The 13,475-nt window shown below is 50.9% G+C and carries 12 protein-coding genes and 1 pseudogene; 2 read left to right on the top strand and 11 right to left on the bottom strand.

What is annotated here, in order from left to right; genetic code table 11:
* Window positions 1–384: 384 nt before the first annotated feature.
* Window positions 385–597, top strand: a complete 213-nt coding sequence (locus J3361_RS03330; protein ID WP_025214377.1) for a hypothetical protein — start codon at window positions 385–387, stop codon at window positions 595–597.
* A gap of 131 nt (window positions 598–728) precedes the next feature.
* Here J3361_RS03330 and J3361_RS03325 read toward each other — a convergent pair whose 3' ends face one another.
* The 9 genes and pseudogenes from J3361_RS03325 to J3361_RS03285 all read right to left on the bottom strand — a co-directional run bounded on the left by J3361_RS03325 (window position 729) and on the right by J3361_RS03285 (window position 8,721).
* Window positions 729–977 carry a hypothetical protein gene (locus J3361_RS03325; RefSeq protein ID WP_025214378.1) on the bottom strand — a complete coding sequence of 83 codons (249 nt, stop codon included), beginning with the start codon at window positions 975–977 and terminating at the stop codon, window positions 729–731.
* 248 nt (window positions 978–1,225) lie between these two features.
* On the bottom strand, window positions 1,226–1,933 hold the full coding sequence (locus tag J3361_RS03320; protein ID WP_207962463.1) for an RES family NAD+ phosphorylase: 708 nt from the start codon (window positions 1,931–1,933) through the stop codon (window positions 1,226–1,228).
* Window positions 1,926–2,597: a hypothetical protein gene (locus tag J3361_RS03315; RefSeq protein ID WP_053121554.1), complete on the bottom strand. Its 672-nt coding sequence runs from the start codon at window positions 2,595–2,597 to the stop codon at window positions 1,926–1,928. The genes J3361_RS03320 and J3361_RS03315 overlap by 8 nt, the downstream gene beginning before the upstream one ends.
* A gap of 334 nt (window positions 2,598–2,931) precedes the next feature.
* Window positions 2,932–3,198, bottom strand: a pseudogene (locus tag J3361_RS03310) (Arm DNA-binding domain-containing protein); the annotation flags it as partial.
* A 747-nt stretch (window positions 3,199–3,945) separates the two neighbouring features.
* Complete coding sequence (locus J3361_RS03305; RefSeq protein WP_207962461.1) at window positions 3,946–5,265, bottom strand: OprD family porin; 1,320 nt, start codon at window positions 5,263–5,265, stop codon at window positions 3,946–3,948.
* Window positions 5,266–5,435: 170 nt separating this feature from the next.
* Window positions 5,436–5,738: a DUF1330 domain-containing protein gene (locus tag J3361_RS03300; RefSeq protein ID WP_207962459.1), complete on the bottom strand. Its 303-nt coding sequence runs from the start codon at window positions 5,736–5,738 to the stop codon at window positions 5,436–5,438.
* 96 nt (window positions 5,739–5,834) lie between these two features.
* On the bottom strand, window positions 5,835–6,284 hold the full coding sequence (locus J3361_RS03295; RefSeq protein ID WP_082097877.1) for a cupin domain-containing protein: 450 nt from the start codon (window positions 6,282–6,284) through the stop codon (window positions 5,835–5,837).
* A 160-nt stretch (window positions 6,285–6,444) separates the two neighbouring features.
* The gene (locus tag J3361_RS03290) at window positions 6,445–7,845 is read right to left on the bottom strand and encodes a GntP family permease (RefSeq protein WP_207962457.1); all 1,401 of its coding nucleotides are present in this window, start codon (window positions 7,843–7,845) and stop codon (window positions 6,445–6,447) included.
* Window positions 7,846–7,944: 99 nt separating this feature from the next.
* The gene (locus J3361_RS03285) at window positions 7,945–8,721 is read right to left on the bottom strand and encodes an SDR family NAD(P)-dependent oxidoreductase (protein WP_046061872.1); all 777 of its coding nucleotides are present in this window, start codon (window positions 8,719–8,721) and stop codon (window positions 7,945–7,947) included.
* A 391-nt stretch (window positions 8,722–9,112) separates the two neighbouring features.
* Here J3361_RS03285 and J3361_RS03280 point away from each other — a divergent pair, with 391 nt between their 5' ends.
* Window positions 9,113–9,646 (top strand): LuxR C-terminal-related transcriptional regulator, encoded by a 534-nt coding sequence (locus tag J3361_RS03280; protein ID WP_225936059.1) that lies wholly within the window; start codon window positions 9,113–9,115, stop codon window positions 9,644–9,646.
* 338 nt (window positions 9,647–9,984) lie between these two features.
* Here the strand turns inward: J3361_RS03280 and J3361_RS03275 are convergent, their stop codons facing one another.
* The gene (locus J3361_RS03275; RefSeq protein ID WP_207962455.1) at window positions 9,985–12,105 is read right to left on the bottom strand and encodes a methyl-accepting chemotaxis protein; all 2,121 of its coding nucleotides are present in this window, start codon (window positions 12,103–12,105) and stop codon (window positions 9,985–9,987) included.
* Between the two features lie 149 nt (window positions 12,106–12,254).
* Window positions 12,255–13,331, bottom strand: coding sequence for a tartrate dehydrogenase (locus J3361_RS03270; RefSeq protein WP_207962454.1), 1,077 nt, complete (start codon window positions 13,329–13,331; stop codon window positions 12,255–12,257).
* Window positions 13,332–13,475: the final 144 nt, after the last annotated feature.

Below are 13,475 nucleotides of genomic sequence, written 5' to 3'. Positions count from 1 at the left end.
AAGTTAGCATTCAGATGTGTTGCACGCGATCGCTCTCAAGCCCGGCGACGGTAGACCGACGGTGTTGGCATAACCCGATTCAGCATTGCTTGAACCCCATCGCACGACGGCAACATCTTCGGGTGGTGCCGCGCCCCTCTCCCAAAAGCCGAGGATCTGCAGCACATCAACGCTAAAACGACGCTCAGGAGGTGTTTTGCAGGTTCAAAAGCTTGGCATTGCGCTCAAGGCGCCGCTGATCGCGGGGATCGATACCCTTCGCGACCAGCGCCCTGGCGATATCACGCAGAGCGCGAGCATCGCGTAGCGCTCGCTTATTCAACCGCCCTTTGTTTCCACCCCTTCCGCTGCTACGCTCTTGAGTCCTTGATTGGAGCCAAAACGATGCCCAGCGAATATTCACTTTCTGATGTTCTTGAGCGGCTATATCAAAATCAGCTCGCCTTGGAGGCTGCGGTGATGGAACTGACCTTGAAGGTAGAAAACCAAAGTGCAACAGATATTGGCGCCAACGTCCGAGGGGCACTTCACACGATCGGCGAGAACGCCGGACATATCAAACAGGGCTTGGCTAAGCTGAGAGCCCAGGGTCACTGATCAGCGGACCCAACGCGCCGGCGAGCTTGGCGGTTATCCTGCACAGCATAAAGGCTGGACTCGCCGAAGTCTCAGACTTCCCGCGCGTTGCGCGGCGACATCGTTAAGATACGGGGGCTCTCAACCTTTCGTTATAAGAAGCGGCGCACCTTGAGAATCTTGCCCGAAGCTACCTTATGCTTGGGCTTGGCCACTCGAATAACCTTGTGCTGACCATCGCCTACTGTCTCAACGAGCATGCCATCACGGACTTCCATCACACTGAATCCGGCCGCCAGCGTATTGATATAAGCCGCATGAATTGCGCCCTTCGCCATGGCTGGAATTTTATCTTCCAGCCGGCTCACCAGTTCATCATTCAACGGTTGGTTGGCGATCATAACGAGCTCCGCATCCAAGGCCAGCACGGAGCCAGCCATCGTGTCCCTGCTGCGATCTGGGACAAGCACCGTTCGTTCCTGGGGATGCACACGAGACCTATTGATCGTCGATGTTTCATCAGGCCCGTACCAAACTACCGCCAATGCCCCTGAAAAGCCCGCTGACATCAGCGTTGATCTTGAGATTGGGGAATGGCAATTCCTACCTCATAGAGCGAATTCGAGGGTCAATGTTTGGCCCTTTTGACTCAGCTTTTTCCCGCGATGATAACAACCCCGATCCGCTCTGCCAGATTGAGCACCGTGTCGAACACAGTCGAGTCCCCGGTCAAGCTGCGTGACGCGCCCTGCGGGTGGAGCACGCCGTCTGAAATCCGGTCGCCGAAGAGCACCACCACACGTGCCGAATCATCTTGTCGCGACACCCAAGACAGCCCTTGGGTATCTGGACACTGACGGTGGATCGCCTCTGCCCATTTGCGCGTCGCAGGATATTGATCTTTCTCAGTGTCGATCAGTTGTTTGCGCGTGATGCCCAGTTTCCGCAGAGGCACGCTGGACAGATCAACCAGGTGCAGCGGTTGGCTAACCTGGACGGCAGAATGCACCTGTCCAGTTAGCTTGCTTTTGTCGAAGCTCTTGAAGCCAGCCGTATGGGGAACGTCGTGGAAGACGGTCTCCATCAAGGCGCAATCAACTGTCGTGCCTCCATACAAGGTGGGAATCGCCCGCCCCTGATCATCCTGGATCGGGCTGAAGCGTGCGTTGCCGTGCATTCCAGGATTGAATTGATCAGGCTGATACTTATCCTGGTGCACACGGTGAAGCACATCGCCTTTGGCGATCACGGTAAAAGTGACGTGCAACGTGGCCCCAGGCACTGGGGTAACGGACGCCGCCAAATCCCCGGGAGGCGTCGCCCTACCCTCACTGGACTCGGTACGCTGCTTAGCCATGGACAACGCCCTGGATTTCATCCTGTGCGGCAGCAATCACCCGATCAGGCGCCGATGCCAAGAGATCCTGAGGCCTTTTGCCGCCCAGAAAGCTGTTATCTGAGCGGAACCAGTAAGCCATGCCCCAGCCGTCCTTGTGCCCAGCGAAAGCCTCAATAACTTTGGCTAATGCCTTGAACGGCCGATAGCCCGCGTCCGGGTCCAAGCCGTAGCCAGGGAAATAGTCGACCCCGCCGTGGCTGATGGCAAAGATCTGCCCCTGCTTTTTCCATTTGTTGGGCTGGGCACTCGGGTTTCTAGTACTCAACTGGGCCACCTGGGCGATGTCTGCGGCGGTCAGCCAATCACCGCTTTCCAACACCGCTTTGCGGGCTTGGACCAGCATTGCCGCTTCCTTGAGCAAGCGAGGCGAAGGCGGCTTACGCGTCACAAACACCTCGGCCAGTCGCTCCAGCGACTTCGGGTCCTGACGCTCCTGCAGCACCTCGTACATCGAAGAAGCCACATTGGCGAAGTTTTCCGCCAACGCCTCAAATACGCTGAGGTTGACCTGATCAAAAGACACGACCAGTACTCGGTCCGCATGCGAGCGGCTTAAGCTCGCCCGAGCCTCCTTAGGCGTACCGACCAAGGTGGAGACGCCCGACTGCTCTGTAACGCTCATGGAAATCTCCTCATCAGTTATCTGCGCTATCCAATCCTAGCATATCTTTGATAACCCCAGCCCTAGCCTAGCCTCCATTCATCTGGATGCATAGATAGGTTTGAGGGAGCGCGCCATGCCGTCGATCCGCACGGTGACTCTGGGACTGAAAGTCTAAGGATTACGATCTTAGCTTTCAGGTGTGCGGGCGAGCTAAAGACCAGCAACAGACCGAAAGAGTTGACAACCCAGTTCAGCACCGCTTGAATTCCCGGGCGGTCCCGCTCCCCTAAGGGCCGAAAATTTGTACCGCATCGACCTAAGAATGTGTTCTCTCGGCCAACAGTTTGGCATTGCGCTCAAGGCGTCGCTGATCGCGGGGATCGAGACCCTTCGCGACCAGCGCCCTGGCGATATCGCGCAGAGCGCGAGCATCGCGTAGACCTATTTCAGGATAAGTACCGAGCGAAATACGAGGCTGTTTGCCCGCCCAAGAAAAACGGAAGTGCCAGCTCTTGGTGCCTTTCGTATTCACGAAAAGCGCAAGGCCATCAAAGTCAGGAAGGGTGTAGTTTTTGGCGCGAGGCCTGGCGTGTCGGACCGCCGTATTGGTAAGGACCATTGTACTAACTCCACTCATATGGATGAAGGAGGGTTGTACCGTTTTCGGAGTGCCAAGCAGCTCTAAAAACTGATTTATCAAGCGTCGAATTTATGTACTAAAAAATGTACTAAAAATTCGTGGATATTGATGTACCAAAATAGACTTTACTGGAACTAAAAAAGAGGCCGAAGCCTCTTTCTTTGGTTTCTACATACTTCAATGGAAGTCTATAGAAAAATAACTGGAGCGGGAAACGAGACTCGTATCTGGTGTCCTACCCATTGAAATCTAAGGGGTTTATTTTCTTGCCGAAGCAAAGAAAGACTCAATTTTGGACTTATTATTGGAACGTTTCAAGAACAAAAAACTGAACGCCAACGCAGGCCATTAGATTATGCGCATAGCAAGCCGGAAACTTCTATCAATCTGACGGTATCAGTAGCGCAGGTCTGCCCGAAAACGCCCCAACCGTCGAACGGCCCTCATCATCTCAGGAAAACCCACAACTGATTGTTGGTGCATCAAGCTGCCTAGGATGCCAGGTGATTTTTTCAGTCTCTAGATTGACCGCTTGAGTTTCGCATTTTTCGGAGTAACACAGGTTGTTCATGACACTGGTGATTGGCGTCAGATTAAGGCATAGAGGCATCAACTAAACTTGGGTCAGTTCAGGGAATCTTTCGGATTAACCGGCCTATTCAATTGGAAATGGAGGAAGAGACCTACGCAAGAACGCGATCAGCCCCTACGACCTACGAAGGTTACTCAAAAATTGAAGGTGTAGCGCATGATGAAGCGATTTTCGTTAGCACTATCCGCATAAGTTGAGCGGTTCGTCGAGTTACGCCATTGGAACGCCACGCCTTTGGCAGGCCCACTTTGGATGGCGTATGAAATATCGGTCACCCGCTCCCATTCTTTCCCCTGATCCCCCGCTAGGCGCAGAGCAGCAGCTTGGCGGGTTTTCAGTAGCTCTGGATCTACATCGTCCCCTTTGACATACTTGGTCGTGAACAATAGGCCAGGTAATCCTAACGCCGCAAAATCATAGTCATAACGAGTAAACCATACTCGCTCATTTGACGCGGTAAATGTACTTACCAATGATTCGCCGAAGAGGTAAGAATCAGCGCCATTGACGAAAGCGAATGGCGTATCGCCCCACGCCCTCTGATAACCGCCACCAAATGTATGACCCTGTAGATTGTAAGCAAAATAGTTACTTAACGTCCGATTATCAACGTTGCCAAGCCGATTCGATCCGCTTCCACCTGAATCAAAAAGTCGTACATCTGCTATTACACTTCCCTCAAGAAATGGCTGGGTAGTTTTGATACCAGCAAAATATGTACGATAAAGATCTTCAAGTTCAGCCGCATGCAAACTTAGCGCTAAATTATATATTGGTTTAAAGTCCAAGGCCAAATAATTATAGTGATCCGCTTCAATAGGAGCATATCCAGTAGCCGTAAGAGATTCAAAATCAGTTGAATTTCTTTGTTTAACAGCATTTATACGTATTGCTGTCACCGTGAGTCTGTCAATGTCATTGACCGTTACTAGGCCACCACGAAAAACTTGTGGCAAGAGCCTGCTATTGTTGCTCCAGAGCAAGGGCATAAGGGGATTCACACCACCTATTCTAATTTCAGTTTTACCTAATCGCGCTTTTACTGTGGCAACAAACTTGCCATACTCATCCTCAACATTGCGATCGGAATCGAAAGCAAGCAAGCCAGACCCCGTTCTATCCGAGTTCGAATCCAACTTCACGCCAAGCAACCCGAGAGCATCAACACCGAAGCCCACCGTTCCATCTGTAAAACCCGACTGAAGATTTACGATGAAACCTTGCGCCCATTCATCTCGCTTGGACTGAGTTGCTCCCTCATTTCGAAAGTCTCGATTGTAATAGAAATTTCTGAGCTCAAGGCCCCCCTTGAAGTCGTCGACAAAATTTGCGGAAGCGAAGGGAGCGACCAACAGAGACGAGCAGACACACACCACTTTTTGAGAAAAATAAGACATCACTGGCACCTTGTTTTTGTTTTGTGCGCGAGCATGAACCGCTAGGCTGCGGTTCATGTAATGACATTGCAGTACTTTCCTCTCTACCGAGTACAGAGGGGTTTAATATTCCTGCCTGTCCGTTAATAACCTCCGACCTCCGACCAACTCCCAAAGTAGTAGCCCTAGAAAAACCCATTGTTAATTATAGGCAGCTTGGAGTCCAACCATTTGAGCAATCAGAAATACTATCCGGCGAGTCCATTAAGGATGTACAGGTGAACTGATGAGGATCTAAATCTAAAATCGATGATATCCTCGTACTCTGGGGAGTAGTAAAATTCTCGAGCCTTCTCGACAGACGAAAATTCGAGAAAAATTACACGTGGCACAACACGCTCCCCTTCAATCACTTCAGGCGAGTCGGTTGCAACTAAGAATTTCGCTTCGAATTTCTCCAGTATAGGCTTTACCCGGGCCATGTACTCTTCGTAAAAGACACTTGGATCAATGACTGCAAGCTCCGCAAAAAGGTAACCCTTTCTTTTCATTTTTAATCCCTTTCAAAATAAATTCATCTGTGCTGTCATACAAAGCAAAACTATTGAAGTTTCGCCTTTCACCTATCTAGATCGCTTTTTGGCGAACTAGAAACTTGCTGGCAAGTGACTTGGCCGCTCGCAGGCGACTGTTCCCATTTTTGCAGGCACTGACATTTCAAACAGCTCAAGATCCGATGAGATAGCTGTTTCATTGTGCTTAAGTCCTGGCGGGATAAATAGCGATTCGCCAGTTTCAACGCGGATAGTGCGCCCGTCTTCAAACTGAAGTTCAATCCAGCCCCGAAGTGCGTATATAAAATGAACATCGCAGATGTGATAATGCCATCCAGTCTGCTCCATTACATCAGTTGCGCAGGTGACCTGCGCCCTAGCTACACCGGCGGTTGCAACGGTTAAGCCAAGATCGCGATATTTGAAAAAAGCACGACGACCAGGAACAAAAGGGGCATTTTGCGGAGTGACATATGTTAATTTTTTTGCCAGTTCGGCAACAGATTCGGGGAGTTCCAGTGAGACTTTCGATTCAGCTTGCATCTATTCTCTCCTTACTTTATTAGGCGATAATCATGTAGAAAATATTTATGGTTCGATCGCCTACGGAATACGTTACTAAAACCTCAGCCAATATGCCCTTTAAATTATCTACTACTGCAGACATGACCAAAAAATGACACTACCGGCAGTAGTACACTATTCAAATAAGCCCAGTGGTATAGAACATCGCAATCACAAAGAACACTGCAAAGGTTTTGATAATGGTTATCCCAAATATCTCCTTGTAGGACTGTCTATGGGTGAGCCCAGTGACGGCAAGCAATGTGATCACCGCACCATTGTGAGGTAGCGTATCCATGCCGCCGCTGGCCATCGATACGACGCGATGCATAACTTCAAGCGGGATATTTGCAGCGTTAGTCGCTGCAATGAGTTGATCGCCCATGGCGGCAAGTGCAATGCTCAGTCCTCCGGACGCAGATCCTGTGATCCCTGCCAGAGTACTTACCGAAACAGCAGCCTTTATTAAGGGATCGGGGAGGTATTGGAGAGAACTACTAACCACGAGGAAACCAGGCAGAATTGCAATGACGCTACCGAAGCCGTATTCAGACGCTGTATTGAGCGCCGCCATAGAAGCGCCGGAAACAGCTTGCTTTGCGCCCGCTACAAAGCGCTCGCGGATCTGCCTAAATGCAACAGCGACCACAAATAAGATGCCGCAAAGTAGCGCACCCTGTACTGCCCAAATGGCGGCTGTGCTGGAAATTTTGCCAGTCACAACCGCCGGCAACCCTGGAAACACCTCTGGACTTATTGAGTAGAGAGCACTATACCAAGACGGAATGTAGACGGTGAGACAGTAGTTGACGGCGCCCACTACCAGCAAAGAAGTCAACGCCAGAATGGGGTTAGGTAGATTTGCGGACTGGACACGTTCAGGCTCATTAGTATGCGCCTCGCCATAACCTTCACCAGCGGCCATAGCAGATTTGCGTCGGGACTCCAGATACATCAAACCTACAATCAATACAAAAACGGATCCCGATATACCTAGTATTGGAGCCGCCCAAGAGGTTGTATTAAAGAAAGTCGTTGGAATTATATTCTGGATTTGCGGCGTACCGGGAAGGGCATCCATAGTGAATGAGAATGAACCCAGGGCTAGTGCACCAGGCATCAGACGCTTAGGGATATTATTTTGACGATAAAGTTCCGCTGCAAAGGGATATACAGCAAAAACCACAACGAATACAGAAACGCCACCGTAAGTCATCAGCGCGCATGCAGCAACAACGATAAAATTAGCCTTAGAACGACCAAAATAGCGGATGGCTGCAGCTACAATTGCCTCTGAGAATCCAGATATTTCAATGACCTTCCCAAATACAGCACCCAGCAAAAACACCGGCAGATACAGTTTTAGAAACGTCGCCATCTTTTCAAGAAACACACCAGAAAAGATGGGTGCGACGGATGATGGATCGACAAAGAAAACAGCACCGAGGGCCGCCACGGGGGCTACCAGTATGACACTGTGGCCCCGGTAGGCCATGATCATGAGGAAACCTAACGCTGCCAAAGCAATCAGCACAGACATGGTATATCTCACACTTAGTTAGATTTTATTATTATTTAAAGCAGACGTCGTAAGTTTAACTGCTCCCTGGCCCATCAAGGGCCCAGGGAGCAAAGCGAGTCAACTCAACTTTCCCGTCTTACTTACACCGCTAGCGAGATACCCTCCATCCACCGGTAAATAGGCGCCGTTGATGTAGGCGGCACCTTCAGATAGAAGAAAAAGAATTGTCGCAGTCATATCGCCAAGTACGCCAAGGCGGCGTGCTGGGATCATTGAGGTGTACGCCTCAATTGTCTCGGGTGTATAGCTCGCCTCAGTCAGGGGAGTAAGAACCGGGCCTGGGGCAATGGCGTTCGCTGTAATGCCATGGGGGCCTAGCTCCATTGAAAGCTGTTTGGTGAGCCCGACCATGGCTGCCTTGGAGGTGCCGTAAGCGGTGCGCCCAATCCCTGCACGTACCGCGCTCACCGACGCAACGTTGACGATACGACCATACCCCGCCTTTAACATGCTTTTGCCGGCACGCTGTGAGCATAAAAAAGTGCCCGTGACGTTCACAGCCATTACCTTGTTAAAAAGCTCCACCGGATAATCGATGAACGCATGAATGCCCAGAATGCCAGCGCTATTGACTAGCAGGTGTGTCGTGTCTCCATACCATTCCTCAGCAGTTTCGAATGCGCAATCCACGGAGTTTGCATCCGACACATCAATCGCTACAGCAATAGCCTTGCCACCTTGCTTCAAAATGGAACTTGCAACTTTAGTTGCATTCTCCAGGTTCAGATCAGCCACTACTACGTGAGCACCACTGGCCGCCAACGCAACCGCAGTAGCTTCGCCAATGCCCGAACCGCCGCCAGTCACAAAAGCCGTTTTGTTTTCAAAATTCATGCTGCACACCTCAGGCCATATTTCTTAGTTATTGTAATGCACCAATCATTATTAATTCTTAAATCTGCCCACTGGCTAAACTATCGCTGAATCTGACAACCAATAGAAGTACGGCGCTCATTATCGGAAGTGGTAATCTGGAAAAAGCTTGAGCGCGCTGGAAAATTTTCTTTGCCTAAAAATGTCGATATCTCACGCTCCGCCATGACGTTTTCCCAGCTTCGTTTGGTAAGGAGTACCTAGATTGCCGCAATGCCGACAGCTTTCGCTATTCGTGCAACTACGTACGGGGATTGGTAACCTAAGGGTCAATAACGCTTGGACGAGCACCTATTCAGGGTGGAGAACGATGACTGACCCAACACCCCGACAGCTACAGGACCTCGAGCGTATGGCTTTCCAGGTCTCTCCTGCGCCTCAGGTGATTACGGGCGATAGGTGCATACTGGAGCTCAATGACGCATTCGCGACTCTCTTTGGGTTCAAGCGAGAGGAGCTGCTCGGTGAGCTTCTACTGAAGCTTTACCCGTCTCAGGCAGACTTTAAGATCATCGGTGATCGTAGCCTGAATTGGTTAAGGCATGCCAAGAATGGTGCGTATTCAGATGAGCGCTTTATGCAGCATCAAAGCGGTGAGGTTTTCTGGGCAAGGGCTAAGGGGTACACATTGACGCCCGAGGATCCTTTTCATCTCATGGTTTGGCATTTCGAGCGGATTGATCAAGCTGTCCGACCGACCATCAATCTCACGCCTAGAGAGCGGGAGATCGCGGTTCATATCGTCAATGGGCTCACATGCAAAGAGATCGGGCGTAAATTCAACATATCACATCGCACAGTTGAGGTGCACCGTGGACGGCTTATGAAAAAGCTGAAAGCAAAAAATAGCGCAGAATTGGTCTCAAAGATAATTGTTCTAAAGTAGATCACCGTTCTTTTATTTATTCGCTATCTCGGCACAAATTGTAATCGCAAAAACAGATCTTCTACCCACCGACCGGCCCTTTCAAGTTTTCTTGCTTTTTCGGTTTTTCGCACCCGATCCGTCAACACATAGGCATACGCTGCGTTGCCTTCCAACCACTCCGTGGATTTAGGCACTTTTTGCTTTTGGCGACGTTTTTGGGTGGACGTTTCTCGCCAACGTCAGTAAGGCCGGAGTCCCCCGTGTCCAAAAACACCGGAATTATGTGGAAGAAAATATTCCTTGAGTTAAGCAGTAGATGTTGTGAATTCAGGTATCAATACAGGAGCTTCTCGGATTCAGGTACGAAACCCGCCCATAAGTTGCTGCTGATGATTCGCGAGTAAATTCAAAGATTGACTGATGCTCGCGGAATCTTTCGATTGGCCCGCCAGAACATCCGTGACCTCCCGTATGCTGGATAAGTTGCGATTTACCTCCTCCGAAACGACGCTCTGCTCTTCCGCCGCACTGGCAATCTGGATGTTCATCTCACTGATAATCTCGATACCCTGATTGATTTTTTGAAGCGCTCCCACAGCACGTTTCACCTGTGCAACACTGCTATCGGCCTGGCTGCGGCTGTTTTGCATCGACTGAACCACGCTTCGAGTACCTGATTGCAGATGTTCGATGACGTGCTGAATCTGGCCTACCGACTCTTGGGTTCGCTTGGCTAAATGACGCACCTCATCCGCGACAACCGCAAATCCCCTCCCCGATTCACCTGCCCTTGCCGCCTCAATCGCAGCGTTCAAGGCAAGAAGATTCGTTTGCTCCGCAACAGAGCGAATGACTTCGAGGACTGATCCAATCTGCTCGCTATTGTTGGCCAGCGCCTCTACTTGTTGCATCGCCTGGTGCATTTCCGTAGCAAGTTGTGTGATGCAATCAGTGGTTATGTCGATTGTCTGCACACCCTCCTGGGTCGCGATATTAACATTACGAGCCGCTTGAGCTGCTAACGCAGCATTGCGGGCCACCTCCTGCGAAGTCACACTCATTTCCTGAGATGCAGTTGCGACCTGGTCTACTTCAAGCAACTGTTGCTGCATGCCGCTATTGGTTATCGCAGCAATGTCCGCTGCCTGGTCAGCAGTACGACGGGTGTCATCAACCGATGATTTCACTTGAGCAATAATGGGCTGCAGCTTGTCAAGAAATCGGTTGAACCAACTCGTTAAGTTCCCGATTTCGTCATGTCTTTGATAGTCTACCCGCCTCGTCAGATCACCCTCACCACTAGCGATATCCTGGAACATCGCGGCAACCCGCAGGATCGGCTGCGTGATGCTATGAGCAAACATCCATATCAGCACCAATCCTGATAATGCCGCCACAACTCCCACCATGAGTTGAATCCCTGCCGCATCCTCGTTGGCTTTGTCCAGCGACTCTTTGAGCTGTCGAGCCGAGGCCAGCAGTACCGCCTCTGGAACCTGAATGACAATACTCCAATGCTGTGCACCTGGAATGGGCGAAAACGGCATGATGACGACAACGTTCCCCTCACGCTCAAGTACCCCAGGAGTATCACCTTTCGTACTCTCCGAGATTTGTTTTCCAAGCTCAGGATCAACGCTTACCAAAGGCTTTCCCGCCGCCTGGGGCTCACCACTTCGAGCAGCAACAACCCCGTCAGCGCTGATGAAACTTACCTGTGCATTGCCGCCGTAAAGCGCACGGCTGGACCTTTCCACCAGCTCTTGCAGGCTTGCCAAACTTAAGTCTACGCAGAGAACGCCGAGCACGGAATCACCGCTCATCAAAGGGACTGAGACAGTCGACATCAGCGTCGTGACGCCTTGGGCATTAGTGAACGCATAGGGGTTACTGACGCAGTCTTGTTTGGTCTTGAATGCGCAGGTGTACCAAAAAGTACCTGGGGTTCCATCATCGGCCATCTCCTTTTCGCTCATGGTATAGCTCGGAACAAGCGTGGATGCGTAGGAAGCGAAACGACCTATTTCATTCCCTCCATCGGTTTTCTGGTTCATAAAACGAGCGTCATCGCCATCCAACGCATTGGGCTCGAATCCTACTCCTAGACCTAGTACGTCCTGATTAGCGGCCACTTGCAGCTGCATGAGTTTGAATAGGTCACCACGCAGTGTTTTGGTGTCCGAGCCTAATCGCTTTGCCTGTTCACGCTGGAAGATGACTTGGTGCATGACCGTGTCGCCAAAAACCCGGCTGGTGATGAATCGTTGACTCACAACTTGAGCTTGCTGCTCGCCCAGCTTGGTCATGTACTGCAATGCACCCTCTTTGATGGTGAGTGAGCTGGACTCATTGCTCAATGTCGAGATAGCGTCGATTCGGTAGATTGAGAAACCTATCAAGGTCGCCGCTACGCCCAACATACAAATTCCCGCGAGCAGCGTTATGCGAAGCTTTATGGAAAAGCTGGAAATAGACATGTCAACGCTCCGTGAGTTACAACAATTCGTCAGTCATTCGAGTGCATGGTCCTGCTGGCTTTGCTCCCACACGCTGCGGGATAACACCTAAACAAAACGCAAGTGGCGGTCCAACGAAGAAAGCACCACCACTTGCTAAACAGGCGGAGTTAAAGAGCGTCGGCGATCGCTTGGCCTACCTCTTGGGTAGATCCCTGTCCGCCCAAATCACGCGTCTTAGGACCTTGCGCAATGACCGTCTCAATGGCCTGCATGATTGAATCGTGCGCAGCACGGAACTCCGGACCATCACCCAGGAAATCAAGCATCAGCGCACCCGACCAAATCATCGCAATGGGGTTGGCGATGTTCTTGCCGAAAATGTCCGGCGCCGAGCCGTGGACAGGTTCGAACAGCGAAGGAAATTTGCGCTCCGGATTGAGGTTGGCCGAAGGCGCAATCCCAATGGTGCCCGTGCAGGCCGGGCCGAGGTCAGAGAGGATGTCGCCAAACAGGTTGGACGCCACCACTACATCAAAGCGATCTGGATGCAAGACAAAGCGGGCACACAGGATGTCGATATGTTGCTTGTCCCATTTGATGTTGGGGTAGTTGCCCGCCATCGCCGCAACACGTTCATCCCAGTACGGCATGCTGATTGCCATGCCATTTGACTTGGTAGCGGCGGTCACATATTTGCGTGATCGTGTCTGGGCGAGGTCGAAGGCGTATTTGAGGATGCGGTCGACACCTCGCCGGGTGAATACCGATTCCTGCAGCACGAATTCATGTTCAGTACCTTCAAAGACCCGGCCTCCCACTGAAGAATATTCACCTTCAGTATTTTCCCGGACAACGATGAAGTCGATATCTCCAGGCTTGCGATTGGCTAAGGGGCATGCCACACCAGGGAACAGCTTCACCGGGCGTATATTCGCGTATTGATCGAACTCCCGGCGAAATTTCAACAAGGAACCCCAAAGAGAAATATGATCCGGCACTTTGTCCGGCCAACCAACAGCACCAAAATAAAGGGCATCAAAACCTTTAAGTTGCTCAAACCAGTCGTCGGGCATCATCTTGCCGCAGGCGAGATAATAATCGCAACTGGCCCATTCAAAACGTTGAAATTCAAGCTCAATACCGTGCTTGGCAGCAGCCTTCTGCACAACTTTAATACCCTCAGGCATCACTTCGACGCCGATTCCGTCGCCGGCAATCGCGGCAATTCGAAACGTCTTGCTCATCACACTTCCTCTTTAGATTATCAAACAACAATAGCTATGAATTAAATCGACTTAAGCGATGACAAAACGCGGTGAAGAGCGTTACGTTCGTTATCATTAATTTAGCCGCTACTGCGCTCATCGCAGCAGCGGCAAAGGCAGGCC

It is taken from the genome of Pseudomonas sp. OA65, from assembly GCF_017498305.1.
GTDB classification, from domain to species: domain Bacteria; phylum Pseudomonadota; class Gammaproteobacteria; order Pseudomonadales; family Pseudomonadaceae; genus Aquipseudomonas; species Aquipseudomonas zanjanensis.
The sequence above is the reverse complement of the archived record's forward strand: the minus strand, read 5'-3'. Positions and strand labels throughout refer to the sequence as shown.